Raw genomic sequence first — 25,780 nt, 5'->3', positions numbered from 1 at the left:
CGGAAGAGGAAACACCATGGGCATGCAGATCAACACCAACCTCGCGGCGAACAACACCTACCGCAACCTGAACGCCACGCAGAACGACCTGTCGAAGAGCCTGGAGAAGCTCTCGTCGGGCCTCCGCATCAACCGTGCCGCTGACGACGCGGCCGGCCTCTCGATCTCCGAGGGCCTGCGCTCGCAGGTCGGCGGACTGACGGTGGCCGCGCGCAACGCCCAGGACGGCATCTCCGTCGTCCAGACCGCTGAGGGTGGCCTCACCGAGGTCCACTCGATCCTCCAGCGTGTCCGCGATCTCGCCGTCCAGGCCGGCAACGACTCGAACAACGCCGACGCCCGCAGCGCGATCAAGACGGAGTCGGACGCACTCGGCGACGAGCTGAACCGCATCGCCGCGTCGACCAACTTCAACGGCATCAACCTGCTCGACGGCTCGGCTGACCTCACCTTCCAGGTGGGCGCCGGCTCGACCGCCGCGTCGGACCAGATCGGCGTCGACCTGACGGCCGCGAACATCGCCACCATCGGTGCCGCTGTCAAGGCCCTGGACTTCACCACCGCTGCCGGCGCCGTCGGCGCGACGGGCACGATCGCGACGATCGACGGCCACATCAAGGACGTCTCCACCTCGCGTTCGGCCCTCGGTGCCGTCCAGAACCGCTTCGAGCACTCCATCGCGTCGACCAACGTCGCCAAGGAGAACCTCACGGCGGCCGGTTCGCGCATCCGCGACGTCGACATGGCGGAGGAGATGGTCAAGTACACGCGATCCAACGTCCTCAGCCAGGCCGGCCAGGCGATGCTCGCACAGGCGAACCAGAGCACCCAGGGCGTGCTGTCGCTCCTCCGCTAGTCGTCACCGACGGGCGGATGACCGGCTCCCGATCCCAGCGGGGGCCTGACACCACCTGAGCTCGGCTCCTCCGGGAGCGAACGGTTCACGACCGGTGGTCGGGACGCAGCAGCTGATCCTCTGCGTCCCGGCCCTCGGTCATCCCGAGCAGCATCCCGAGCGTCGACGACGACCTCGCTGGCACCTCCCGCAGCACCGCACCACCCCACGACTCCTGCATCCCGCGGTCTCCTCCGCACCTCCTCAGCTCGCCCGCCCCCGTCCCCGAAGGAGCTCCCGATGGCCTCGTTCGGCATCGACGGCCTCGTCTCCGGGCTCGACACCACCACGCTGATCAACGGCCTGATGGCGGCGGAGGCGGTGCCCCAGACGATCCTGAAGAACAAGGCGACCGCGAACCAGGCGCTGGTCACCGCACTCCAGGGCCTCAACACGAAGGTCGCCGAGCTGGCGACCCTGGCGAAGACGACGGCGAAGGCCGACTCGCTCGCCGCGTTCACCGCGAGCAGCAGCTCGAAGGACGTCACTGCCACGACGACCGCGGCCGCGCTGCCCGGCTCGATCGACTTCACCGTCGGCGCCACGGCGCAGGCGAAGAGCGGCGTCACCGCCGCGATGACCGCCTGGCCCACGTCGCCCGCGACGCTGACGTTCACGTCGGCCGCCGGCAAGGCGGTGGAGGTGACCAGCGCGTCCTCGTCGCTCGACGACCTCGTGCGCGCCGTCAACTCGTCGGAGGCGGGCGTCAAGGCCGTCAAGGTCGCGTCCGGCAAGGACGCCGACGGCGCCGTCACGTACCGCCTGCAGCTCACCTCGGCGACGACGGGTGCGGCGGGCGGCTTCACGGTGCACCAGGGCACGGCCGCCGAGGTCGCCGACGGCACCGCCCCCGACCTGCTCGCCGCCCCCGGCGCGGCCGTCGTCAAGCAGGCGCGCGACGCCTCCGTCACCCTCTGGGCGGGCACCGCCGCCGAGCAGGTCGTGACGAGCGCGACGAACACCTTCGCCGACCTGCTGCCCGGCGTCTCCGTCACGGTGACGGCGCCGAGCACCGAGCCCGTCACGCTCACCGTCGCCCGCGACGGCGCCGCCTCGTCGAAGGTCGCCTCCGACCTCGTGTCGGGGCTGAACGGGATCCTCTCGCTCATCGCGTCGAAGAGCGCGACGTCGACCTCGACCAGCGCCTCCGGAGCCGTGACGGTCACGTCGGGCACCTTCACCGGCAGCTCGACGACCCGCGACGTCGTGCAGAAGATGACCACCGCGATGTCGTCGCCGATCGGCGGCGTCTCGCCCTCGAGCATCGGCATCTCGATCACGAAGACCGGGGCGTTCGAGTTCGACGAGGCGAAGTTCTCGGCGGCGCTCGCGGCCGACCCCGTGAAGGTGCAGGCGACCCTCTCCGAGCTCGCCGGCCGGGTCGAGTCCGCGGCGACGAGCTCGTCCGACAAGCGCGACGGCACGCTGACGAAGATCATCACCGGCCAGCAGTCGGTCGTGAAGGACCTCACCGCCCAGATCGCCAACTGGGACGACCGCCTCTCGTCGCGCCGCACCCAGCTCCAGAAGACCTACACCGCCCTCGAGGTCGCGCTCAGCTCGCTCACCGCGCAGCAGAGCTGGCTGACCAGCCAGATCTCGAGCCTGAACAAGAGCAGCTGATGGACGCCACCTCCTTCGCGGCGTTCGCCGCCGCCTCCCAGCCCACCGCCGTCGTGCAGCGCCAGCGGAGCGAGTACGCCGAGCAGGCGGTCCTCTCGGCGACGCCCGTGCAGCTCGTCACCATGCTCTACGACCGCCTGCTGCTCGACCTCGCCCGCGCCGAGAAGGCCCAGGTCGGCCAGGAGTGGGCGACCGCGTCCGAGCAGCTGCTGCACGCCCAGGCGATCATCGCCGAGCTCAGCTCGTCGCTGCGGGTCGACGTGTGGGACGGCGGCGAGGGCCTGCTGGCCCTCTACGGCTACACCTCGACGGCGCTCGTCAACGCGAACGTGCACCGCGACGTGGCCCTGACCCGCGAGGTCACCGGGCTGCTCGAGCCGCTCCGCCAGGCGTGGCACGAGGCGGCGACGTCGCTCGGCGGCGGGGTGGCCGGCGGTGCCGGTGCGCCGACGTCGGCTGGTGCTGGTGCCGCTGCTCCGGCCACCGCCGCTCCCGCGTTCGCGGCGTCGGCCTTCCCCTCTGCCGCGCCTGCGTCGCCGACCGCGTCGCAGCCCGGCGCCGGCTCCCCGTTGCCCGTGGGCGTCGCCGCCTTCGGGGCTGCGACCTCCGGCTACGGGGCGACCAACGCCTCCTCGACCTCCCTCGGGGGCGAGCTCGGTGTCGCCTAGGACCGACCGCACCCACGCCGCCTGGCTCGCCGCCCTCGACGAGCTCGAGGCGGTCGCCGGGCGCGACCCGCAGCTCACCGCCGACGGCGCCGGCGTGTCCGGTGCCGGTCTCGGTGCGCTCGGCACCTGGACGCCGCCGGCCGGCCTCGGCCCCCTGCCCGCGGAGCTCGCCGAGCGGGCCTCCGCCGTCGCCGGCGTGCAGCGCGGGGCCCTCGCCCGGCTCGACGCCGCCCGCAAGGCCGTGCTCGCGCACCTCGGGGCCGTCCGCAGCGTCGAGTCCTCGCACGAGCCCGAGCGCCCCGTCTACCTCGACGCCACCGGCTGACCCCGCCCGGCTGACGCAGCGCCCCAATATCGGGTTGCATATGCCTCTATTGCGGTCGTGCAATAGAGGCATATGCTCTGCAATGTGCTGCCTGCCTTGAATCCCTACAATCCTGGCTCCGGCCTGCGACCACCCACTCTCGAAGGTCGGGGGGCCGAGATCGACGCGTTCGATCTCCTCGTCGCGCGCTCGCATGCTGGTGCGCCCGGCCGCGGGATCGTGCTCCACGGTCTTCGAGGCGTCGGGAAGACAGTGCTGCTGAACGACTTCGCTCGGCACGCCGCGGCGCATGGATGGTTCACCGTCCCCGTCGAGGGTCGGACGACTCGGTCAGGCCACGCAGCAGCCCGACAGAAGTTGGTTCGATCACTGGGCGTCGCAGCGAGGAGTTTCGCCGGATCGGCCCCTCGGTCTCGATCGATCATCGACGCCCTCCGTTCTGTGACGTCGTTCTCCCTGTCGGTAGCAGGCACCGGTGTGGCGCTCGGAGTCGATCCGGCTCCAGGTCGTGCGGACTCAGGGCAGGTCGATGTGGACCTCGAGGAGCTCGTGGAGGACTTGGCGCCCGCCCTGGCCGAGCATGGAGGGGTCTTCGGGGTGTTCATCGACGAGATGCAGGATCTCGACCCAGAGCTGCTGTCAGCGCTGCTGGCCGTCCAGCACAAGGCAGGCCAGGAGTCCTGGCCCTTCTATGTGATCGGGGCAGGCCTGCCCTCGCTCCCTTCCGCCCTGAGCGAGGCCAGGTCGTACGCGGAACGCTTGTTCGACTATCGACACATAGGGGCTTTGCCGTCAGGCGCTGCCCGCGCCGCGCTCGAGCTGCCCGCCACCCGTCTCGGCGCCCGATTCGAGGAGGGGGCGGCGGATCGACTCCTCGAGGCATCCGGCGGGTATCCGTACTTCATCCAGACCTTCGGCAAGGCCGCGTGGGACGCGGCGTCCGGCAAGTCCATCGACGTGGAAGCGGCCACGGCGGCCATCCAGGAAGGAACGGCGTCCCTCGACGTCGGTTTCTTCCCGGCCCGCTGGGACCGCGCCACACCTGCTGAGCGCACCTACCTCAGGGGCATGGCGGAGGACGGGGACGAAGGATCGTCGACGGCCACCATCGCGGAACGACTAGGCCTCAAGCCGTCGTCGCTGACGCCTGCGCGGGGGAAGCTGATCGAGAAGGGCATCATCTACGCCCCCGAACGAGGCAGGGTCGCCTTCACCGTCCCGGGCATGGCGGGCTACATCCATCGCCAGCACGCTGCCTGGTCCGACTGAACGACCTCTCCGCTTCGGCGGCGAGTGGTCAGGAACGGTCGTTCGAGGGCCGGTGACGGACCGTTCCTGACCACTCGGCGTACGGTCGGGCGAGAACCAGCCCAGGAGGCGCCTCCTCAGCCCCAGGGGATGACGCCGACGACGATCGCCACGGCGAGCATCACCAGCGACACGATCGCCGCTCGCCAGAGCACCTTCTTGTGGTGGTCGCCGAGGTTGACGTTCGCGAGGCTGACGAGCAGCAGGATCGCGGGCACGAGCGGGCTCTGCAGGTGCACGGGCTGTCCGACGACCGACGCGCGGGCCATCTCGACCGGGTCGATGCCGAACGAGGCGCCGCTCTGCGCGAGCACCGGCAGGATGCCGAAGTAGAAGGCGTCGTTGCTCATGAAGAACGTGAGCGGCAGGCTCAGCACCCCCGTGATGACGGCCAGGTACGGCCCCATCGAGGTGGGGATCACGTCGACCAGCCACTGGGCCATCGCGTCGACCATGCCGGTGCCGTTGAGCACGCCGATCAGCACGCCGGCCGCGAAGACCATCGACACGACGCCGACGATGCTCGGGGCGTGGGCGACGATCTCGGCGGACTGCTCCTTGACGCGCGGGAAGTTCACGAGCAGCGCGACCGCCGTCCCGACCATGAACACGTAGGCGAGCGGGAACAGGTCGGCGACGAGCAGCACCATCACGGCGACCGTGAGGACGAGGTTGAACCAGATCATCCGGGGCCGCAGCGTGGGGCGGTCGGGGTCGAGCATCGTGTCGGCCATCGTGACGCCGCCGCCGAGGGAGCCGTTCGCGCTGCCGCCGGGGTTGTCGACCGCGCGCTCGCCCGGCCCGTCCGCCCGCGAGCCGTCGGCCCGCCCGCCGCGCACGCCGAGGGCGACCGTCGGGCTGGTGAACATCGAGACGCCGACGCCGGGCGTGCCGGGGCCGCCGCCGCGCGAGGCGCTCGCGAGCTCCTGCGAGAGCGGAGACATCGCCGACGCCGCGGCGGCCAGCTTCGACCCGCCCAGCTCGAGCGTGCCGAGGCGGCGACGCTCGCTCAGCCCCAGCAGCCACGAGAACACGAACACGAGCACGAGGCCCGCGATCAGCGACGGCACGAGCGGCACGAAGATCTCGCTCGGCTGCACGCCGAGGGCGGCGGCGGCGCGCACGGTGGGGCCGCCCCACGGCACGATGTTGAGCGTCCCGTTCGCGAGACCGGCGACGCAGGTCAGCACCACCGGGCTCATGCCGAGCTTGAGGTAGATGGGCAGCATGGCCGCCGTCGTCACGATGAAGGTCGTCGAGCCGTCGCCGTCGAGCGAGACCGCGCCGGCGAGCAGCGCCGTGCCGAGCACGACCTTCGCCGGGTCGTTGCCGGTCACCCGCAGGATCAGCCGCACGAGCGGGTCGAACAGCCCGACGTCGATCATCAGGCCGAAGTACATGATCGCGAACATGAGCAGCGCGGCCGTGGGGGCCAGGTCGCCGATCGCCTCTATCACCATGTCGCCGATGCCGAGCCCCGCGCCGGCGAAGAGGCCGAAGATCGTCGGGACCATGATCAGGGCGAGCATCGGCGAGAGCCGCTTGGTCATGATCAGCACCATGAAGGTGAGGACCATCAGATAGCCGAGTACAACGAGCATCAGGACTCCTTCGTCCGTCGGGCGCGGTGGCGCGTCCGGGCACGCTAGCCGGGCACGAGGAGGCGCGTCCTGCTTCTGCGCGTTGGGGCCGTTCCGCACGTTGGCCGCGTTGTGCGCGTTCTGCTCACGCACCTCCTTCGCCGCCGCCTACGCTGGCGGACGTGACCGACGACAGCTCACGGGCGGCGCCCGCCGCGACGCACGCGCCCGCGGCGACCGCACGCCCGGTGCACGCGCACGCGGCGACCGCACCCGCGCCGCGGCCTCGCCGGCGCACCCGCTTCGCGACGCAGGTGCTCCTGCTGCAGCTCGCGGTGGTGACCGCGATCGTCCTGCTCACCAGCGCCGTGTTCGTCGCCCTCGCCGTGCAGCGCCTCGAGCGCGAGGCCGAGTCGACGGCGCTCGCCGTGGCGCAGAGCGTCGCGAGCGACGTCGACGTCCGCACCGAGGTCGCGCGGCTGAGCGTCGACGGCACCGCCCTCGACGAGGAGGCGCTGGCCGACGGCGACCTGCAGCGCACGGCGGTCGCGGCCCAGCAGCGCACCGGGGCCCTGTTCGTCGTCGTCACCGACGACCGCGGGGTCCGCCTCGCGCACCCCGACCCCGACCGCATCGGCGAGATGGTCAGCACGAGCCCGGACGCGGCCCTCCGCGGCGAGGAGACCGTCTCGTGGGAGCGCGGCACCCTCGGCGACTCCGCCCGCGCGAAGGTCCCGATCTACGAGGCCGACGCCGCGGCCGGTTCCGACGCTGCCGCCGGTTCCGACGACGCGTCCGGCTCCGATGCCGCTGCCGCCGACCGTCCCGCGGTCGTCGGCGAGGTCAGCGTCGGCTACGCCCCGGCGCGGGTCTACGACACGCTGCTCCGCGACAGCCTGCCGGTGGCGGCCGTCGCCGTGCTGGCCCTCGGGCTCGGCGTCGTCGCGTCCGTCCTGATCCGGCGCCGCCTCGACCGGCTCACGCTGGGGCTGCAGCCCGACGACCTCGCGTCGCTCGTCCAGAACCAGCAGGCCGTGCTCGCCGGGGTCGGGGAGGGGGTGCTCGCGGTCGCGCGCGACGGGCGCGTGAGCGTGTGCAACGAGCAGGCGGCGCAGCTGCTCGGGCTCGGCGACGGGGCCGTGGGGCGCCTCCTCGACGAGCTCGACCTGCCCGAGCCGCTCGTCGCCCTGCTCGGCCGCGGCCCCGCCCGGCCCGAGTCGACGACGCTGGTCGTCGGGCCGCATGTGCTGTTCGTCGACGTGCGTCCGGTGCGGCGCGAGGGGGTCGACCTCGGGCGCGTCGCCGTGCTGCGCGACCGCACCGCCGTCGAGGCCCTGACCCGTCGGCTCGACGCGGTGGGCGCGATGACGACCGCCCTGCGCGCCCAGCGGCACGAGTTCGCGAACCGGCTGCACGCGGTCAGCGGGCTGCTCGAGATCGGCCGGGTCGACCAGGCGAAGCGGTACCTCGCCGACGTGCTCGAGCACGGGCCGCTCCGATACCCCGTGAAGCACGCCGACCGGCTGACCGAGCCGCACCTGCAGGCGTTCCTCGGCGCGAAGGGGGTGGAGGCGGCCGAGCGCGGAGTCCTGCTGCAGCTCGGCCCCGAGACGCTGGTCTCGGGCTCCGTGGTCGAGCCCGGAGACGTGACGACCGTGCTCGGCAACCTCGTCGACAACGCGGTGCGCGCCGCGGTGGCGGGCGGCACCTCGCCGGCGTGGGTGGAGGTCGAGGTGCTCGACGACGGACGCGACCTGCACCTGTCGGTGATGGACTCGGGCCGCGGGGTCGACGACGAGCAGGGTCTGTTCGCCCGGCGGCCCTCGGCCGAGCTGCCCGCGGGCGCCGATCACGACGCCGACTCCGACGCCGACCCGGTCGCCGACCCGGGCCAGGTGCACGGCCTCGGCTTCGGCCTGCCCCTGTCGCGCGAGATCGCCCGCCGGGCCGGCGGCGACGTCTGGCTCGCGTCGCCGCGCGGCGACGGGCACGGCGCCGTGTTCTGCGCCCGGCTCGTCGGCGCGGTCGACCCGGGTGGCACCGCCTCCGCCGGCACCGGTCTGGCCGGCACCGACCCGGCCGGCACCGCCTCGGCCCGCACCGCCTCGACCGGCACCGACCCGGCCGGCACCGACCTAGCCGGCACCGACCCGGCCGGGGAGCCCGCGCCCGTCCCGACCCCGAGGAGCACCCCGTGACCGACGCCGCCACACCCTCACCCGGCACCGCACCCGCACCCGCGCCCCTGACCGTGCTCGTGGTCGACGACGACTTCTTCGTGGCCGAGGTGCACCGCGCGCAGGTCGACGCGCAGCCCGAGCTGCGCGCGCTGCCGGCGGTCGGCACCGTCGCCGAGGCCCGCCGGGTGGTCGCCCGCGAGCGCGTCGACCTCGTGCTGCTCGACCTGTACCTGCCCGACGGCCGAGGGCTCGACCTGCTCCGCGAGCTGGACGTCGACACGTTCGTGCTCAGCGCGGCGTCCGACGGCGAGACGATCCGGACGGCGCTCCGCCGCGGAGCCCTCGCCTACCTGATCAAGCCGTTCGCGGCCGAGCTGCTCGTCGACCGGCTGCGGTCCTGGCTGCGGTTCCGGCACGTGCTCGACGGCGGCACCGACCAGGAGGCGGTGGAGCGTGCCCAGCGCATCCTCCACTCGGGAGACGCGCGCGCCTCCTCACGGTCGCGCTCGGCGACGGAGCAGGCCGTGCTGGAGGCGGTGGTCGCCTCCTCCGTCGAGGTCTCGGCCTCGGAGGTGGCCGACCAGGTCGGCGTCAGCCGCGCGACCGCGCAGCGCTACCTCGCGCAGCTCAGCGCGGACGGGCAGCTCGCGATGCAGCTGCGCTACGGCGCGACCGGCCGGCCCGAGCACCGCTACCAGCGCCGCTGACCCTCCCCGCGCCTCCTCGCGCGGACTCGGCGGGACGATGTGACGCGTCGGAGGTGTCGAGGCGGGGCGGACACCCCCGACACGTCACATCGATCTCTTCCCGGCGGGCCGGGTCAGACGGGCGGCTGGGGGACGTACTCGATGCCGCGACGGACCTGCTTGGCTCGCGCCGCGCCTCCCAGGCGCATGACGAGGTGCAGCGCCATGTCGATCCCGGCGCTGACGCCCGCCGAGGTGATCACGTCGCCGTCGTCGACGAAGCGCTCGTCCTCGCGCACGTCGATCGTCGGGTCGAGGCTGCCGAGAAGCACCGTCGAGCCCCAGTGCGTGGTCGCGGCCCGTCCGGTGAGCAGGCCGGCGGCGGCGTAGACGAGCGCGCCCGTGCAGACGCTCGTCATCAGCGGCACCGTCTCGGCCTGCTGCCGCACCCACTCGAGCCGTTCCTCGTCGTCGAGGTGGGCGCGGGTGCCCTTGCCGCCCGGGTAGATCAGCACGTCGAGCGGCGGCAGCTCGTCGATCGTCGTGTCGGGCAGCACGCGCAGGCCCTTCGCCGCGGTGACCGGCCCGGGTGCGTCGCCGAACGTGATCACCTCCCAGCCGTCGGCGGGGTGCCCCTTCGTCCAGTACGAGAGCACCTCCCAGGGGCCGATCGCGTCGAGCTCCTCGTACTGGTCGAACAGGAAGATGCCGATCGTCTTGGTCATGTGCCCAGTCTCGTCGCCGGACGCGGTCGGGGTGCCCCTCGAGAGCCCGCCGCGCCTCCGGCGGCCTCAGGTCGTGGAGACGACGGGGCCGTTCACCTGGAAGTCGACCGACCGCAGGGGTGAGTCGTCCGGTCCGCCGATGACCGTGATCGAGTACCCCTCGGCGTCGCCGGCCGCTCCGACGAGGCCGGCTCGGCGCCCGCCGTCCACGGACGGCTCGTCGGTGCGCAGCTCCCACCCCTCCGCGACGAGGGCCGCCACGAGGTCGTCGGTCAGGGCCCGCTGAGGAGCCTCGGCCGTCACGCCGACCCAGCGCCCGATGGTCCACTGGCGCTCGCTGTGGTCGGCGTCGCCCGCACCGCCCACGCCGGCGTCGCCGTCCTCGTTCTCGTGCACCTCGGTGACCCACCGAGGATCGACGAGGCCCACGACATGGTCGGCGAGCTCGTTCGACACGAGACCTGTCGCCTCGATCGAGACGCTGGTCTCGTCCGGCCCTGCGTCCGGAGGGGCGACCCGGTCGGTGGTGCAGCCGGTCAGGGCGGACCCGACGAGGGCCAGCGTCACCGCGAGCACGGCGACGGACGACCGCGCGACGGTCACCGGAACCACCAGAGCGACGGCAGCTCGAAGGGCGGCGGCCGCAGGAACGCGATCCACGCGCCGACCGGCCACAGGAGGAGCGGCACGACCACGACCACTACGACGACCGCCGCGACCAGCCCGAGCACGACGAGCCCCACGACGCCGCCGAGCGAGCGGCCCAGCACGTGACGCACCCGGTCGGCGTCGTCCACGTCGCCGTCGACGGTGGCCGGCTCGACCCCGTCGGCGGTGCCGAACAGGCGTCGGGCGTCGTCCAGCCCGTCGGGCCACGCGTCGTCGTCGCTCACGCCCCCAGTGTCGCACTGCGCCCGGCCGTGCCGTCGAGTTGCCCGAGATGGTCGCCTGCCCCACGCCCAGCCGACCATCTCGGGCAACTCCACGCCAGGACGCACCGCGCCCCCACTCCGGGGGCACGTGCCCCGCGCGGCCTTACGCACCCCCGGCCCGCGCCGATAGAGCGCCCTGAGCACGGATCGCTCGACCCCTCGGCCACGGATCGGCCCCCAGACCACACCACACCCCCGGACGGGCACCATGCCGATCGAATCCGTGACCCAGGCGGCGCTGCAGAGCGCCCTGGACGGCCTCTCGCTGCGCCAGAAGACCATCGCCGCCAACATCTCGAACGTGAACACGCCCGGCTACCAGGCCAAGCGCGTGCAGTTCGAGGAGGCGCTCGGCCGGTCCGTCGCCCAGGGCGGCGCCGTGCAGGGGGCCGGCCGCGTGCAGGCCACGACGCAGCGCTCGCTCGAGCCGACGCGACTCGACGGCAACAACGTCAACCTCGACACCGAGACCCTGTCGAACATCGACACCGTGCTCCGCTACCAGTTCGCCACCCAGGCGATGAACGGCGAGCTGACCAGCGTCCGCGCCGCGTTCAGGACGAACTGATGACCGCCTTCGACGCGATCGGCATCGCGAGCACCGGCCTGACCGTGCACCGCAAGTGGCTCGACGCCGTCTCCGACAACATCGCCAACGTCAACACGGTCAAGTCGATGGACGACACCGCGTTCCAGGCCCGCTACGTCGAGGTCCAGGAGGGCGCCGGCACCAGCGGCGTCTTCGTCAAGGCCGACCGCTACGGCAGCGAGGCCGGCCGCGTCACCTACCTGCCCGACCACCCGCTCGCCGACGCCGAGGGATACGTGCGCATGCCCGACATCGACCTGGGGGCCCAGATGGGCGACCTGATCATGGCCCAGCGCGGCTACCAGGCGAACGCCGCCGTGGTCGACCGTGCCAAGACCGCCTACGAGGCCGCTCTCCAGATCGGCCGCGGCTGATGCCGGTCGCTGGGGTCCCCGCGATCGGGACAGTGCAGCAGACCGGGTTCGCCGACGTGTCCGCCCTGCTGCAGGGCGGCGCGGTCGGGAACGCAGGAGGCGCCTCCTCCGTCACCGGGACGACCGGCGCGGCCAGCGCCTCCGGTGCCGCCTTCGGGTCGAGCATGGTCGGCGCGGTCGAGGGCCTGCAGCAGCTGCAGAGCCAGTCGAAGACGCTCGCCGTGAAGGCCGTCACCGGCGACCTCACCGACATCCACGACGCGACCATCGCGGCCACCCGTGCCCAGGTGACGCTCGAGCTCGTCGCAGCCGTCCGCAACAAGGGCGTCGACGCCTTCACCGAGATCATGAGGATGCAGGCCTGATGCCGACCGCAGTGCAGAACTCCCTCGCCCGGATGCGGGCGACGATGGGCGGCTTCACCGTCGCCCAGAAGACCATCGCGGTCATCCTGATCGCCGCGCTCGTGCTCGGCACGGTCGCCCTCGTCAGCTGGCTGACCAAGCCGAGCTGGTCGCCGCTCTTCAGCGGCATCGAGCCCGCCGACGCGAGCGCCATCGTCGAGCAGCTCAAGGCCGACGGGGTGCCCTACGAGCTGACCGCGGGCGGCGGCACGATCCTCGTGCCCGAGGAGCACGTCTACCAGGAACGCCTCACCGCCGCCGCGGCCGGCCTGCCCTCGACCGGCGGCCAGGGCGGCTACTCGCTGCTCGACACCATGGGCGTCACCTCGTCCGAGTTCCAGCAGGACGTCACCTACAAGCGCGCCATCGAGGGCGAGCTCGCCAAGACCATCTCGGCGATGGACGGCGTGAAGACCGCCACCGTGCAGCTCGCTATCCCCGAGGAGTCCGTCTTCGTGGCCGAGCAGGAGGACCCGACCGCGTCGGTGTTCGTCGAGACGCAGGGCGGCGTGACGCTGACCAGCAAGCAGGTGCAGGCGATCGTCAACCTGACCAGCGCCTCCGTCGAGGGCATGGCGACGACCGACGTCGCCGTCACCGACTCGACCGGCGCCGTGCTCTCGCAGGTCGGCACCGGGGCCGTCGGCGGCGCCGGCGACCAGGCCAGCGACTACGAGTCGAAGGTCCAGACCGCCGTGCAGACGATGCTCGACAAGGTCGTCGGCCCCGGCAAGTCGTCGGTGATCGTCGCCGCCGACCTCGACCAGAGCTCGGGCACGAAGGTCACCGAGTCGTTCGCGCAGCCCACCAGCGGCCCCATCGCCCTCAACGAGTCGAGCACCACCGAGCAGTACGGCGCGGGCTCCGGGGGAGCGGGCGGCACCGGCGCGACCGGCGTGCTCGGCCCCGACAACATCGCCGTGCCGACCGGCACCGGCACGGGCACCGACGCGGCCGGCACCGCGACCGGCGACGACGGCTACGTCAACGAGTCAGCCACCAAGAACAACGCCGTCGACAAGGTCACCGAGACGATGAGCGTGCCCGCAGGAGGCGTCAGCCGGCAGACCGTGTCGGTCGCCCTGGACGCGAACGCGGCCTCCGGCGTCAACATGCAGAGCATCAACGACCTCGTGCGGAACGCCGCGGGGATCGACACGGCGCGCGGCGACGCCGTCGAGGTCGCCCTGGTCGACTTCGACACCGAGGGCGCCGAGGCCGCGAAGGCGGCGCTCGCCGCGGCCGACGCGGCCGCCGCCTCCGAGGCCATGTGGGGCACGATCCGCACCGTCGGCATCGTCGCCCTGATCGTGATCGCGCTGATCGTGGGTCTGATCGTCTTCGCGAAGAAGAACAAGCGGCACGACCGGGAGGACGTCGACCTCGGCGAGCTCGCGGCCGGCAACGCCGCCCAGACCTGGGACGCGACCATGCGGCTCGACCTCGACGACGCGGGCGCCGCCTCCCGCCGTCAGCTGCTCGCCGACGAGGCCGCCACCGTGGCCCTGCCGGTCGCGGCGCCCGAGCCCTCGCCCGAGTACGTGTCGGCCGAGCGCCGCCGCGCCGAGATCGACGCCCTCGCCGAGCGCGACCCCGAGAAGACCGCCGAGCTGCTGCGCGGCCTGATGGACGAGCGGGTCCAGTCGTGAGCGCGACCGCGTCCGCTGCGGACCTGACCCCGACGCAGGCGTTCGGGGTGCCCGCCGCGTTCGGTGCGCCGGCCGCGCGCCCGGCGCTGACGGGGCCGCAGAAGGTCGCGGTCATCCTCATGCAGATGGAGCAGGCCCGCGCCGCCGTCGTCATGAAGCAGTTCAGCGAGGAGGAGGCCGAGGAGATCACGGCCGAGATCGTCAAGCTGCGCCGCGTCGACCCCGCCGTGGCCGAGTCGGCCGTCGCCGAGTTCCACGACCTGACCCGCTCGGGCCGCTACCAGCGCCGCGGTGGGCACGACGTCGCCGTCGGCCTGCTCGAGGCGTCGTTCGGCTCGGAGCGCGCCGCCGGCGTCATGGAGCGGCTCGCCTCGAACGCGATGGGCAAGAGCTTCGAGTTCCTCGACGAGGCCGACCCCGGCCAGGTCATCACCCTGCTCGACGGCGAGCTGCCGCAGACCATCGCCCTCGTGCTCGCGCACCTGCGGCCGCAGCAGGCCTCGGCCGTGCTCGCCGGCCTCGACGTCGCCGCCCGCACCGACGTCGCGCAGGCCATCGCCACGATGGGCACTGCGACGCCCGAGGCCGTCGGCATCGTCGCGACCACGCTCAAGGTCCGTGCCGGTGCCGTCGTCGCGCCGCGCGAGCAGGTCGAGGTCGTCGGAGGCATCCAGCCGCTCGTCGAGATCATCAACCGCAGCGACAGCGCCACCGAGCGCGCCCTGCTCGACGGCCTCGACGAGCGCGACCCCGAGCTCGCGGAGGAGGTCCGCTCGCGGATGCTCACCTTCGAGGACATCGTCAAGCTCGAGTCGCGCGACATCCAGCAGGTGCTCCGCGGGATCGACGCCGCCGTGCTCGCGACCGCGATGAAGGGGGCGCTCGCCGCCGTCGTCGAGGTCATCCGCGGCAACGTCTCGGAGCGCAACCGCGAGCTGCTCGACGACGAGCTGCAGTCGATGGGCCCCGTCCGCAAGTCGCAGGTCGAGGAGGCGCGGGCCGAGGTCGTCCGTGCCATCCGCGAGCTCGAGGCGCTCGGCACGATCACGATCCACCGGGCCGACGAGGACGCCCTCGTCGAGTAGCCCCTGCCGCCGTTCGCCCGTCTCTCCGCCGGCAAATGCCGACCGGCAGGGGCTGCAATACCGGGATATCCGGGTACCAGAGTGCGAGCCGGGCTCGTTCTGTCGGGTTCTGCGGTGCCCTGCGCTGGGCTGCCCGCGCCTCCTTCGGCTAGGTCGGGAAATGCCGACCGGCGGGACTGCAATACGGGGATGTCCGGGTGCGAGAGCGCGAGCCGGGCTCGTTCTGTCGGGTTCTGCAGCGTCCTGCGCGGCGCCGCCCGCGCCTCCTTCGGCCCAGGTCGGCAAATGCCGACCGGCGGGGCTGCAATACCGGGATGTCCGGGTGCTGCAGCGCATTCTCAGGCCGTTCTGTCGGGTTCTGCGGCGTCCCGCGCTGCCCGGGCCGCACCTCCTTCGCTCGCGACCGGATCCCTCTCGAGTTCGAGAGTGATCCGAGGGGCGATGGACATCGAGCCCAGGAGGCGCGGCCGGTCTGGGCAGGATGCGTCTCGCTTTGCAGGCGGCAGGCGGCAGGCGGCAGGCGGCAGGCGGCAGGCGCGGGAGATGGCGGCGCCAGGCGAGGCGCGACGCTCAGCGCGACGCGACGCCAGGTGCGGCACCCGACGAGACTCGAGGCGACGCGACGCGACGCGACGCGACGCGACGCGAGGAGCGGCGCGCCGCGGCGCTAGCCCGCGGCGATCTCGCGCAGCACGGCGAGGTGCGCGATCCAGGCGGCGCGCCCCTCCGGCGTGAGCTTCAGCGAGGTGCGCGGCCGCTTGCCGACGAACCCCTTCGACACCTTCACGAACCCCGCGGCCTCGAGCGTGCTGATCTGCTTGCTCAGCGCCGAGTCGGTCACCTGGACGGCGTCCCGCAGGTCCTTGAAGTCGAGCTGGTCGGCCGCCGCGAGCGCCGCCACCATCGAGAACCGCACCGGCTGGTGCAGCGTCTCCGACAGCCGGAGGCGCGGGTGCGGACCGCGGGACGTGCCGTCGCCCCCCGCACCGGCGACGCTCCCCGTGCCCGTGCCCGTGCCCGCGCCCGCGCCCGTGCCCGTGCCCGAGCCCGACCCCGCGCCCGTGCCCGACCCCGCACCGTCGCCGCTCATCGCTCCGCCTGCCGAGCCTCGTGCGTCGCCGCAGCGACCGAGACGACCATCAGCGCGGCGGCCAGCGCGCAGGTGCCGACGACGTCCTCGCCCTGGGACGAGCCGACGACGACCATCGCCACGACGTAGATCGCGAAGATCGCCCCGAGGTACAGGCCCCAGCGGCGGCCGAACCCGATGCGGTGCGACCGGAGGAACGCGAGCTGGAACGCCACGACGACCGCGATCCAGATCAGCAGCGCGATCATCGCCACGAAGTAGTTCGTGCCCGTCGTGAGCCCGAGGGCGAGCGTGCCGAGCGAGAGCACGGAGCCGAGCGAGAGCAGCACGGCGACGCCGGGCCAGCCGGCCCGAGCGGTGGCGTGGCGCCCGGTCGCGTCGGCCTCGGCCAGCAGTCGGCGGGCCTCGTCCGGGGTGGGGAGCCTGGTCTGGTCGGTCATGGTCTCGTCCTCTCGTCGATGTGCTCCCCACCCTAGGAAGTACTTTTCCGGTAAGCAAGTACTTTCCGAATGTATCCGAGAAGCCGCCTCGCCGCCCCCTGCCCCCGTTCGGGGCAACGCCTTACGCGCCCCCCCGCGACCTGCCGAGAGTCGCCCTTGAGCACGGATCGCTCGCCCCCTGGCCACGGATCGGCCGAACCGCCCTGCCCTCTGAACGGCCCGTCGATGCTCGATCCCGCGATCTCCGCCTCGGAGACGATCTCCGCCCCGGAGTCGTTCTCGCGCGTCGTCTACCCCTCGCTCACGGAGGTGCGGTCCGGCTCGACGACGACCGCCCCCGCACTCGACCCCGGTCACGCCGTGACCCGCGGCACCGGCCTCGGCACGGTCGCCGGCCTCGGCGGTGCCCACGGTGCCGCCGCCCGCAGCACGTCGCTCCTCTCTCCCCACGCCGACCCCGACGCCGCCGCGCGCGCGGCCCGTGCCGAGGCCCGCGGCCACGCGGCCGGCTACGCGGCGGGCCTCCGCGCCGCCGAGGCCGACCTGGCCGCGCGCCGGGTCGCGATGGACGCCGAGCACCTCGACTCCGTGACGCGCCTCGAGCGCTCGCTGGCCGCCTCCTTCGCCGCACTCGACGCGGCCGCCGAGGCGCTGCGGCAGCGGGTCGCGCCGGTGCTCGCCGAGTCCGAGGAGGCGCTGGTCCGGACCGCCCTCGACCTCGCGTCGGCCGTGGTCGGCTACGAGGTCGCGGCGTCCGAGCCCGCCGTCGGAACCGGGAGCCGCCCCGCGGCCGAGCGCGACGGCGTCGCCGAGCACCGCAGCGCCGGCGTGCTCGCCCCCGACGACGCCGTCGCCGAGCACGCCGCCGCCCCGCACCCCGCCGGCCCCCGCGAGGGCCGCACGGCCCGCGCCGCCGTCTCCCGCGCCCTCGACGGGCTCGACCGCTCGCTGGTCGTCGGCGTGCGCCTGCACCCGGCCGACCTGGCCGCCCTCGGGGACGCGGTCGCCGCCTCCTCGGTCCCGCTCGTCGCCGACGCCCGGCTCGCCCGGGGAGACGCCGAGGTCGACCTGCCCGCCAGCCTCGTCGACGCCCGGCTCGTCACCGCCCTCGCCCGGGCTCGCACCGCTCTGCTGGGGGCATCGTGACCCTCACCGCACCCGTCCGGACCCGGCTGGCGGCCGCCCGCGCCGCCGCGCGCCCGCTGCGCGTCGGCAGCGTCGTCAGCGCCGTCGGGCTCGGCATCACGGTGCGCGGGCTCGACGCCGCCGTCGGCGACGTGCTCGAGATCGGCGTGCCCGCCCCCGTATCCGGCGCGCCCGCGAGCGTCGCCGCGAGCACGACCGGCACCGGCTCGGCCGCCGCGCAGACGCCCGTCGCCGCGAGCACGACGACCTCCGCCCTCGCCGAGGTCGTCGCGACCACCCCCGACGGCCTCCGCTGCATGCCGCTCGGCCGCCTCACCGGCGTGACGGCCGGCACGCCGGCGCGCTCGACCGGCCGCCCCCTCCTCGTCCCCACCGGCACGGGCCTCTTCGGCCGCGTGCTCGACGGCCTCGGCCGTCCGATCGACGGCAAGGGCCCCCTCCGTGCCCCCGACGGCGGCTCCGTCGACCTCGTCCCGCTGCACCACGAGACCCCGTCCGCGATGCACCGTGCGCGGATCGACACCCCGCTCCAGCTCGGCGTCCGCGTGCTCGACACGCTGACGACCGTCGGGCGCGGGCAGCGCGTCGGCCTGTTCGCCGGCTCGGGAGTCGGCAAGTCGTCGCTGCTGTCGATGATCGCCCGCGGCACCGACGCACAGGTCAGCGTCATCGCCCTCGTCGGCGAGCGAGGCAGGGAGGTGCGCGAGTTCCTCGAGGACGACCTCGGACCCGAGGGCCTCGCCCGCTCCGTCGTCGTGGTGTCGACGAGCGACGAGCCGGCGCTGATGCGCCTCCGTGCCGCGTTCGTCGCGACCCGCATCGCGGAGTCGTTCCGCGACCAGGGCGCCGACGTCGTGCTGATGATGGACTCGCTGACCCGCGTGGCGATGGCCCAGCGCGAGATCGGGCTGTCGGTCGGCGAGCCGCCGGCGACCCGGGGCTACCCGCCGTCGACGTTCTCGGTGCTCGCCGAGCTGCTCGAGCGTGCCGGGACCGACCGGATCGGCTCCGTCACCGGCCTGTACACGGTGCTCGTCGACGGCGACGACCACAACGAGCCCGTCGCCGACGCGGCCCGCAGCATCCTCGACGGGCACGTCGTGCTCGACCGCAAGCTGGCCGTGACCGGGCACTTCCCGTCGGTCGACGCGCTCGGCTCGGTCTCGCGCGTCGCGTCGAAGGTGACGACGGCCGAGCAGCGCGCCGCCGCGACGAGCCTCCGGAAGGTGATGGCCGCGCGCCGCGCCGCGCAGGACCTGCTCGACGTGGGCGCCTACCAGCGGGGCACGAACCCGCTCGTCGACGCCGCGGTCGAGCACCAGGGCGCGATCGACGCGTTCCTGCAGCAGGGCATGGACGAGCGCGCCGACACCGCCGCCTCGTGGGCCGGACTCGCCCAGCTGACCGCCCGACTCGGAGGTGCCTGATGGCCCGCGCCTTCTCCCTCCTCGGCCTCCTGCGGCTGCGCCACGCGCAGCAGGACCAGGCCGCCGGGCACCTCGCCGAGGCGAACGACCGGCTGCGCGACGCCGCCGACCGTCGCCTCGCCGCCAAGCGCACCCTCGACGACGGGCCCGCGCAGGTGACGGACGCGGCCATGCTCAGCGCGATCGCCGCCTCCCGCGCGTCGAGCCGGGCGATGCTCGCCGAGCTCGACGCGGTCGCGGCACGCCGCCGCGCCGAGGCGGACGAGGCGCAGACGGCGTTCGGGGCGGCGCGCCGGGCCGCGATCGGCCTCGAGAAGCTCGAGGCCGCGCACGCCGTCGAGGCCGCCGCCGAGGACCTCCGCACCGAGCAGGCCGCGCTCGATGAGATCGCCGGCCAGTCGTGGCGGGTGCGCCAGGCCGAGGCCGCCGCCTCCACGACTGCTGCTGCCGATGCTGCCCGTCCCGCCGGCACCCCGACCCAGACCCCGACGCCAGGAGGCGCACAGTGAGCCCCGTGAGCGAGGTCCTGTCCCGGATCGACGACATCAGGACGCAGATCGACCAGCTGCGGAACGGACGCACGCCGTCCGTGCTCGGCACGGCAGCCGCGGCGTCCGCCGGGTCGGGCAGCTCCGCGACCTCGGCCAGCGCCTTCGCCGACGCCCTCGCCGGCACGAGCGGTGCCGGCGCGACCGGTGCGACAGGTGCCGCGGGCGGCCTCGCGACGACCCCCTCGGTGGCGGCCGTCAAGGGCTCTGTCGCGACCGGCAGCGGCGCTGCCGGCGACGACGTGGTCAGCGGCGCGAAGAAGTACCTCGGCGTGCCCTACGTGTTCGGCGGCGAGAGCGCGAGCGGGATGGACTGCTCCGGCCTCGTGCAGACCGTGTTCAAGGAGCTCGGCGTCTCGATGCCGCGCGTCGTGCCCGACCAGGCCCGGATGGGCGCCGAGGTGCCGTCGCTGGCCGAGGCGAAGCCGGGCGACCTGCTCGTCGCCAAGGGCGAGGGGCACATCGTGATCTACCTCGGCGACGGCAAGGTGCTGCACGCGCCCCGTCCCGGCAAGGACGTCCAGATCGTCGACAACTGGTACAAGGACTCCGACCTGTCGACCATCCGCCGCATCGTGCCCGCGACGGGGACCGCTGCCGCGTCGGCCGCTGCGGGCGCCTCCGTTGCAGGCGCCTCCGCGACCTCGCTGGCGTCGCTCGCGTCGTCGCTCGGCGTGACCGGCGCCGGTGCGGCGGGCGGCTCCGGCTCGACCGACCTGATGACCGCCGCGCTCCAGCGCCTGATGAGCGGAGGGGCCCCCTGATGAGCGTCCTGCGCACCCTGCCCTTCGTCGTCCCCGGCCCTGCCGACCGGGCCGACGCCTCCTCTGGTCCCGACCGCTCGGCGGGCGGGCGCTCGTCGGCCGGTCGTCCCGCGGCCGGGCGTTCCGCCGCGGGCTTCGGCGAGGCGATGTCGTCCGCCGCGCCGCGCGACCAGGCCCCGGCCCCGGCCCACGCTCCGGGCCCGCGACGCCCGTCGTCGCCCGCGACGGCGTCCGCGCCTCACGCGGCAGCCGCCGGGCGCGCGCCCGCGGCCGCTGCGGGTCCGGCCGCTGCGGCTCCGTCTGCGGCGGCAGGTCCGGTCGCGGCCGGGGAGTCGGTCGAGGACGGGACTGTGGATCGCGTCGGCGATCTTGCTCTTGCTCAGGCAGGAGCGTCCTCGCCGGGAGCGACCTCGCTCCAGGCGGCCCTGGTCGCCGCGGCCCTCGGCTCGTCGTCGTCTCCGGCGGGCGTCTCTCCTGAGGCTGATCCGTCCCGTGACGGATCAGCGACCCTCCCCCTCTCCCCGCCTGTCGGCCAGGCCCCGTCCCCGGCCCCGGTCGCGACCCCTGATCCGTCTCGTGACGGATCAGCCCTCGACCCGGCCGGCCTGAGCAGCGATCCGTCTCGTGACGGATCAGCTCTCGACCCGGCAGACGCGATCACCGATCCGTCTCGTGACGGATCAGCTGCCTCGGCCACGGGCGCCACGACACCGGGACAGCTCCCGCAGGAGGCGGCACTCGCGCCGACCGTGTCGGTCGCCGATCCGTCCCGTGACGGAACAGCCCTGAGCCCGGGCCTCCCCCCGACAGCGCCCGCCCCGACCGCGGACGGCGGCGCCGTGCCCGAAGGCCTCGTCGCCGCCGCGACCTCTGCTGCGATCGCGACCGGCTCCGCCGGCGCCGCGGTCGCCGGCTGGCGGCAGGCGGCAGCCTCGGGCACGTCGCCCGCGACGCCCGGCCCCGTCACGGCCGCGTCGCCGTCTGCAGGGGAGACTGTTCCGACGGCCCCGGCCCTGGCCGCCGAGGCCCCGGCGCCCTCGACCACCGTCCCGTCAGCATTCGTGCGCGCCGCCTCGGCGGCCGCTGCTGGTCCGACGTCCGTGCCGGTCCCCGGCTCTGCCGCCGGACTCTCGGCGACCGCCGCCGACCGTGCGCTCGTCGCCGACGCGGGCGTCGCGACCGCCACGACGACCGGCCCCTCCGCCTCCGCCGTGCCCGTCGCCCCGCCGATGGTCGCGGTGCCCGGCGCGCCCGCTCCGGCAGCCGCAGCGGGCTCGACCGCCGTCGCCGCGCCTCCTGCGGCCCCGGCGCCCCTCGGGCAGCAGCTCGCGCGTCCGCTCTTCTCGCTCGCGGCCGCCGGTGCCGGGACGCACGTCGTCACCGTCACCGTGAGCCCCGAGGCCCTCGGGCCGGTCACCGTCCGGGCGCACGTCGGCGCCCACGGCATGCACGTCGAGATGTTCGCCCCGACCGACGCCGGGCGGGAGGCGGTGCGGGCGATCCTGCCCGACCTCCGCCGCGATCTCGGGGGAGCGGGGCTCCAGGCGAGCGTCGACCTCTCGAGCCAGAACCAGCCGTCCGACGACGGTGCCGACCAGCAGCGGCTGCTCGACCAGCGGGCGGCGCAGCAGTCGGCCCAGGAGGCGCGCGACGGTTCCGCCCCGTCCGGCACCGGACAGCGCGGAGCCGGCCAGCCCGCCGGGCGCGACCCCGACGGCAGGCTCGGTCGGGACGACCCCGACCCCGACGGCCTGCGGGCCGGCGCCCTCGCGGCCGCCGCCGGTGCGGGCGGGCTGCGGGGCACCTCCTCGTCGCCGACCGTCTCGATCGACGTGCTGGCCTAGCGCCCGCACCCCCGCACAGCACGACCCTCCACAGCTCGCCCCCGTTCCGCCCTCCACAGGAAGACACAGCAGATGCCCTCGATCGACCAGATCTCCGGAACCGTCGACCCGACCGTCATGGCCGCCGCTCAGCAGTCGTCCTCGGCGCGCACGACGAAGACCGCCATGGACGGCGAGATGTTCATGAACCTGCTCGTCACCCAGCTGAAGAACCAGGACCCGTCGTCGCCGATGGACACCAACGCGATGATGGCGCAGACCACCCAGCTCGCGATGATGGAGCAGATCACCAACCAGACGACGACCGCGAACGAGGGCTTCTCGCTGCAGATGCGCACCTCGGCGTCCGCCCTGGTCGGCCGCGAGGTCAGCTACACGGGCCCCGACGGCAAGGCCGTCACCGGCACCGCGACGAGCGTCTCGTTCGCCGAGTCCGTGCCCAAGGTCACCGTCGGCGGGAAGGAGGTCGCGTTGGATCTCATCTCCGGCATCACCGCGACGCCGAAGGCCTAGCGCCTCGTTCCCTCGCGGCCCCGCCGCCCTCGCAGCCCAGCCGCACGGCACGGCCGTACAGCACCCCCGCACTTCTCAGCACCGCCCCGGACGCAGGACGCGACCGGTCTCTCCGCGCAGGACGCGCCTCCTCAGCTCCGTCCGAAAGGCAGCTCCCATGCTCCGCTCCCTCTACTCCGGCATCTCGGGCCTCCGGTCGCACCAGACCATGCTCGACGTCACCGGCAACAACATCGCCAACGTCAACACCGCCGGCTTCAAGTCGTCGACCACGCAGTTCCAGGACACCCTGTCGCAGATGACCCAGGGCGCCGGAGGCCCGCAGACCGGAATCGGCGGCACGAACCCCGCGCAGGTCGGCCTCGGCGTGCAGGTCGCGGGCATCTCGACGAACTTCGCGCAGGGCTCGGCCCAGGCGACCGGCAAGGCGACCGACCTGATGATCTCGGGCGACGGCTTCTTCGTCACGCGCCTCGGCAACGACACCGTCTACACGCGTGCCGGCGCCTTCGACTTCGACGCCGACGGCCGTCTCGTCTCGGCCGACGGCAAGATCGTGCAGGGCTACTCGGCCACGAACGGCGTCGTCAACGACGGAGGCGCGGTGGGCGACATCATGCTGCCCCTGAACGGAGCGGCGCCGGCCACCGCCACGACCGGGGCGAACGTCGCCGGCAACCTGCCGTCCGAGACCGCGGTCGGCGAGACCCTGACGCGCGACTCGAAGGTCTACGACGCGTTCGGCACCGAGCGCACCCTGACGCTGTCGTTCACGCGCACCGCGGGCGGCTGGAACGTCACCGGCACCGACGGCGTCGGCGCTCCCGGCAGCACCGCCCTCACCTTCACCGACGGCGCCCAGAACGGCGCCGGCTCGCTGACCGTCGGCGGCATCACCGTCGACCTCTCGAAGGTCACCGGCTTCGCGGCGCTGAACACGGTCGCCGTCACCGACCAGAACGGTCGTGAGGCCGGCACGCTCAAGGGCTTCAGCCTCTCGAAGGACGGCACGCTCGTCGGGCAGTTCAGCAACGGCGAGTCGCTCGCCGTCGGCCGCATCGCGCTGGCGACCTTCGCCAACCCGGGCGGCCTCGAGAAGTCCGGCTCGTCGGGCTACCGCGCCACGGCGAACTCGGGCAACGCGGCGCTCGGCGTCCCCGGCTCGCCCGGCGTCGGCTCGCTCTCGAGCGGCACGCTCGAGATGAGCAACGTCGACCTCTCGCAGGAGTTCACGAACCTCATCGTCGCCCAGCGCGGCTTCCAGGCGAACGCCCGCATCATCACCACCTCGGACGAGGTGCTCCAGGAGCTCACGAACCTGAAGCGCTAGCCGCAGCGGCGCAGGAGGCGCGGGCCCGGTCCTCGAGACCGGCCCGCGCCTCCTGCGTCCCCCGCCCGCACACCCGCCCCCACGCACCTGCACGTTCCCCGGCCTGCACCGTCCCGGGCCCGGCCCGGCCCGCACCCGTACCCCGCGCCCGACACCCCGGAGTGGACGATGCACCCCGTCGTTGCGGGTGCATCGTCCACTCCGGGGTGCGCGGGCCCGCTCCGCCTCGCGCGGGCGCGCGGGGTACGGTCGCCTGCCCTCCCAGCGCCCGCCGGGTAGACAAGATCGATGACGACGGGGACGGAGGCGCGGCGCGGCACGCAGCCGGAGCCGTCCGCCCCGCGGACCAGCGGCACCGCCGTCATGGGGCTCGCCGTGCCCCGCCCGGGCTTGGCGACGACGCTCGTCCTCCTCGGCGTCTACGCCGCCTCCCGTCTCGTCACGACGCTGTTCCTCGCCGTGGTGCACGCCCTCACGGCGACCGCGGCCTGGGCGCAGCACGACGGCGGCCCGGGCTTCGCCGGCTACCTCTCGTCGTGGGACGCCGTCTTCTACCGCGAGATCTCCGAGCAGGGCTACCCCGCCGAGCTGCCGCGGGACGACGACGGCCAGGTCGTCAAGAACGCGTGGGCGTTCATGCCGCTCTTCCCCGCGCTCGTGCGGGTCGTGCGGCCGGTGGTCGGCGGCGACTGGCTGATCGCGGCGATCGTCATGGCGGTGCTGGCCGGGGCCGGGGCGACGCTGGTGCTCCACCGGCTGATGCTGACGCGGTTCGGTGCCCGCGCCTCCTTCTGGGGTGCGGTCTTCTTCTGCGTCGCGCCGATGTCGTTCGTGCTGCAGGTGCCCTACGCGGAGTCGCTGTTCCTGCTGCTGATGTTCGGCGCGCTGCTCGCGATGACGCTGCGGCGCTGGGCTTGGTTCACGGTGCTCGGCGTGCTCGCCTCGGTCGCGCACCCCGGCAGCCTCGCCCTCTCGGCGGCGCTGGGGCTGACCTGGCTCGTGCGGCTGGTCCGTGACCGCCGCGCCACACGGCGTGACGAGCACGAGCACGAGCACGACCTCGACCTCGACCTCGACCGGACGTCCCTCGCTGAGCACCTCCGCACCTGGGCGGCCGGCCTCATCGTGACCGCGGCGGGCTTCGCGTGGCCGGTCGTCGTGGCCGTGGTCACGGGCGAGCGCGACGGCTACTTCGCGACGGAGTCGTCGTGGTGGCGTGACTACATCGGATCCGACGGCTTCGTCCCCTTCACGCCGTGGTTCCGCTTCGGCGACGCGATGGCCGGCTGGCTCGGGGTGGTGGCCGTGGTGGCGCTGCTCGCGGTCGTCGTGCTCGGGCTGGTGCGCCGCTCGCAGCGTCTCGGCCTCGAGCTGCAGACCTACACGATCGGGTGGGTCGCCTACCTGGTCGCCGTGTTCCTGCCGCAGCAGTCGAGCTTCCGCATGCTGATGCCGCTCGCGCCGCTGCTGGGCGACCCGCAGCTGTCGGCCACGACGAGGCGCGTGGTCATCACGATCGTCGCCGGCCTGGCGCTCCAGGTCGTCGCGATCGTGCTGCTCTGGACGGCCTGGCCGCCATAGATCTCAGACCGGCGAGAAGGGACGAGCACGGCAGGGGCCCGCGCTTGCCGCGTCCCACGACGCCGTCGAGATGC

26 protein-coding genes are annotated in these 25,780 nt (G+C 73.8%); 20 read left to right on the top strand and 6 right to left on the bottom strand.

The window, feature by feature from the left end; translation table 11 throughout:
• Window positions 1-16 precede the first annotated feature (16 nt).
• The 5 genes from IFT77_RS10985 to IFT77_RS10965 all read left to right on the top strand — a co-directional run bounded on the left by IFT77_RS10985 (window position 17) and on the right by IFT77_RS10965 (window position 4,780).
• Window positions 17-856 carry a flagellin gene (locus tag IFT77_RS10985; protein WP_305798190.1) on the top strand — a complete coding sequence of 280 codons (840 nt, stop codon included), beginning with the start codon at window positions 17-19 and terminating at the stop codon, window positions 854-856.
• Window positions 857-1,135: 279 nt separating this feature from the next.
• Window positions 1,136-2,518: a flagellar filament capping protein FliD gene (fliD, locus tag IFT77_RS10980; RefSeq protein WP_192040682.1), complete on the top strand. Its 1,383-nt coding sequence runs from the start codon at window positions 1,136-1,138 to the stop codon at window positions 2,516-2,518.
• Complete coding sequence (gene fliS, locus IFT77_RS10975; RefSeq protein ID WP_192169998.1) at window positions 2,518-3,186, top strand: flagellar export chaperone FliS; 669 nt, start codon at window positions 2,518-2,520, stop codon at window positions 3,184-3,186. Before fliD ends, fliS begins: the two co-directional genes overlap by 1 nt.
• Window positions 3,176-3,511 carry a hypothetical protein gene (locus tag IFT77_RS10970; RefSeq protein ID WP_192169997.1) on the top strand — a complete coding sequence of 112 codons (336 nt, stop codon included), beginning with the start codon at window positions 3,176-3,178 and terminating at the stop codon, window positions 3,509-3,511. The genes fliS and IFT77_RS10970 overlap by 11 nt, the downstream gene beginning before the upstream one ends.
• Before the next feature lie 72 nt (window positions 3,512-3,583).
• Window positions 3,584-4,780 carry an AAA family ATPase gene (locus IFT77_RS10965; RefSeq protein ID WP_197980771.1) on the top strand — a complete coding sequence of 399 codons (1,197 nt, stop codon included), beginning with the start codon at window positions 3,584-3,586 and terminating at the stop codon, window positions 4,778-4,780.
• 116 nt (window positions 4,781-4,896) lie between these two features.
• Here IFT77_RS10965 and IFT77_RS10960 read toward each other — a convergent pair whose 3' ends face one another.
• On the bottom strand, window positions 4,897-6,420 hold the full coding sequence (locus IFT77_RS10960) for a CitMHS family transporter (RefSeq protein ID WP_192169995.1): 1,524 nt from the start codon (window positions 6,418-6,420) through the stop codon (window positions 4,897-4,899).
• Between the two features lie 161 nt (window positions 6,421-6,581).
• On the opposite strand from IFT77_RS10960, the gene IFT77_RS10955 reads away from it, so the two are divergent.
• A complete protein-coding gene (locus tag IFT77_RS10955) occupies window positions 6,582-8,597 on the top strand; it encodes an ATP-binding protein (protein WP_371741023.1) in 2,016 nt (671 codons plus the stop codon).
• Window positions 8,594-9,286 (top strand): response regulator, encoded by a 693-nt coding sequence (locus IFT77_RS10950; protein ID WP_371741022.1) that lies wholly within the window; start codon window positions 8,594-8,596, stop codon window positions 9,284-9,286. The genes IFT77_RS10955 and IFT77_RS10950 overlap by 4 nt, the downstream gene beginning before the upstream one ends.
• Window positions 9,287-9,399: 113 nt before the next feature.
• On the opposite strand, the gene IFT77_RS10945 is transcribed toward IFT77_RS10950, so the two are convergent.
• The 3 genes from IFT77_RS10945 to IFT77_RS10935 all read right to left on the bottom strand — a co-directional run bounded on the left by IFT77_RS10945 (window position 9,400) and on the right by IFT77_RS10935 (window position 10,883).
• The gene (locus tag IFT77_RS10945; protein WP_192169994.1) at window positions 9,400-9,990 is read right to left on the bottom strand and encodes a DJ-1/PfpI family protein; all 591 of its coding nucleotides are present in this window, start codon (window positions 9,988-9,990) and stop codon (window positions 9,400-9,402) included.
• Between the two features lie 66 nt (window positions 9,991-10,056).
• A complete protein-coding gene (locus IFT77_RS10940) occupies window positions 10,057-10,593 on the bottom strand; it encodes a hypothetical protein (RefSeq protein WP_192169993.1) in 537 nt (178 codons plus the stop codon).
• Window positions 10,590-10,883 (bottom strand): hypothetical protein, encoded by a 294-nt coding sequence (locus IFT77_RS10935; protein WP_192169992.1) that lies wholly within the window; start codon window positions 10,881-10,883, stop codon window positions 10,590-10,592. Before IFT77_RS10935 ends, IFT77_RS10940 begins: the two co-directional genes overlap by 4 nt.
• A 247-nt stretch (window positions 10,884-11,130) precedes the next feature.
• Here IFT77_RS10935 and flgB point away from each other — a divergent pair, with 247 nt between their 5' ends.
• The 5 genes from flgB to fliG are packed head-to-tail and all read left to right on the top strand — an operon-like array spanning window position 11,131 to window position 15,023.
• On the top strand, window positions 11,131-11,490 hold the full coding sequence (gene flgB / locus IFT77_RS10930) for a flagellar basal body rod protein FlgB (protein ID WP_192040689.1): 360 nt from the start codon (window positions 11,131-11,133) through the stop codon (window positions 11,488-11,490).
• Window positions 11,490-11,885: a flagellar basal body rod protein FlgC gene (locus IFT77_RS10925; RefSeq protein ID WP_043596823.1), complete on the top strand. Its 396-nt coding sequence runs from the start codon at window positions 11,490-11,492 to the stop codon at window positions 11,883-11,885. Before flgB ends, IFT77_RS10925 begins: the two co-directional genes overlap by 1 nt.
• A 32-nt stretch (window positions 11,886-11,917) precedes the next feature.
• A complete protein-coding gene (gene fliE, locus IFT77_RS10920) occupies window positions 11,918-12,250 on the top strand; it encodes a flagellar hook-basal body complex protein FliE (RefSeq protein ID WP_371741021.1) in 333 nt (110 codons plus the stop codon).
• Window positions 12,250-13,938: a flagellar basal-body MS-ring/collar protein FliF gene (gene fliF / locus IFT77_RS10915; protein ID WP_192040691.1), complete on the top strand. Its 1,689-nt coding sequence runs from the start codon at window positions 12,250-12,252 to the stop codon at window positions 13,936-13,938. Before fliE ends, fliF begins: the two co-directional genes overlap by 1 nt.
• Window positions 13,939-13,985: 47 nt before the next feature.
• Window positions 13,986-15,023 (top strand): flagellar motor switch protein FliG, encoded by a 1,038-nt coding sequence (fliG, locus tag IFT77_RS10910; protein ID WP_371741045.1) that lies wholly within the window; start codon window positions 13,986-13,988, stop codon window positions 15,021-15,023.
• A gap of 667 nt (window positions 15,024-15,690) precedes the next feature.
• Here fliG and IFT77_RS17460 read toward each other — a convergent pair.
• Window positions 15,691-16,113 carry a transcriptional regulator gene (locus IFT77_RS17460; RefSeq protein ID WP_192169991.1) on the bottom strand — a complete coding sequence of 141 codons (423 nt, stop codon included), beginning with the start codon at window positions 16,111-16,113 and terminating at the stop codon, window positions 15,691-15,693.
• Window positions 16,110-16,553: a hypothetical protein gene (locus tag IFT77_RS10900; protein ID WP_192040694.1), complete on the bottom strand. Its 444-nt coding sequence runs from the start codon at window positions 16,551-16,553 to the stop codon at window positions 16,110-16,112. The genes IFT77_RS17460 and IFT77_RS10900 overlap by 4 nt, the downstream gene beginning before the upstream one ends.
• Window positions 16,554-16,778: 225 nt before the next feature.
• Here IFT77_RS10900 and IFT77_RS10895 point away from each other — a divergent pair, with 225 nt between their 5' ends.
• From IFT77_RS10895 to IFT77_RS10860, 8 genes are all read left to right on the top strand, one after another.
• Window positions 16,779-17,699: a hypothetical protein gene (locus IFT77_RS10895; RefSeq protein ID WP_192169990.1), complete on the top strand. Its 921-nt coding sequence runs from the start codon at window positions 16,779-16,781 to the stop codon at window positions 17,697-17,699.
• The gene (locus IFT77_RS10890) at window positions 17,693-19,126 is read left to right on the top strand and encodes a FliI/YscN family ATPase (RefSeq protein ID WP_371741044.1); all 1,434 of its coding nucleotides are present in this window, start codon (window positions 17,693-17,695) and stop codon (window positions 19,124-19,126) included. The genes IFT77_RS10895 and IFT77_RS10890 overlap by 7 nt, the downstream gene beginning before the upstream one ends.
• Window positions 19,126-19,635, top strand: coding sequence for a hypothetical protein (locus IFT77_RS10885; RefSeq protein ID WP_192040696.1), 510 nt, complete (start codon window positions 19,126-19,128; stop codon window positions 19,633-19,635). Before IFT77_RS10890 ends, IFT77_RS10885 begins: the two co-directional genes overlap by 1 nt.
• A gap of 5 nt (window positions 19,636-19,640) precedes the next feature.
• A complete protein-coding gene (locus IFT77_RS10880) occupies window positions 19,641-20,438 on the top strand; it encodes an NlpC/P60 family protein (RefSeq protein ID WP_192169989.1) in 798 nt (265 codons plus the stop codon).
• Entirely contained in the window at window positions 20,438-22,282 is a 1,845-nt protein-coding gene (locus IFT77_RS10875) for a flagellar hook-length control protein FliK (RefSeq protein ID WP_192169988.1), read from the top strand. The genes IFT77_RS10880 and IFT77_RS10875 overlap by 1 nt, the downstream gene beginning before the upstream one ends.
• Before the next feature lie 72 nt (window positions 22,283-22,354).
• Window positions 22,355-22,795 (top strand): flagellar hook assembly protein FlgD, encoded by a 441-nt coding sequence (locus tag IFT77_RS10870; protein WP_123547645.1) that lies wholly within the window; start codon window positions 22,355-22,357, stop codon window positions 22,793-22,795.
• Window positions 22,796-22,952: 157 nt separating this feature from the next.
• Window positions 22,953-24,125, top strand: coding sequence for a flagellar hook protein FlgE (locus IFT77_RS10865; RefSeq protein WP_192040700.1), 1,173 nt, complete (start codon window positions 22,953-22,955; stop codon window positions 24,123-24,125).
• A 288-nt stretch (window positions 24,126-24,413) separates the two neighbouring features.
• Window positions 24,414-25,706, top strand: a complete 1,293-nt coding sequence (locus IFT77_RS10860; RefSeq protein ID WP_192169987.1) for a mannosyltransferase family protein — start codon at window positions 24,414-24,416, stop codon at window positions 25,704-25,706.
• Window positions 25,707-25,780 lie beyond the last annotated feature (74 nt).

This window comes from Frigoribacterium sp. CFBP 13729, assembly GCF_014841875.1.
Lineage (GTDB): Bacteria > Actinomycetota > Actinomycetes > Actinomycetales > Microbacteriaceae > Frigoribacterium.
Note: the sequence above shows the minus strand (reverse complement) of the source record. Positions and strands in the feature narration are given on the sequence as shown.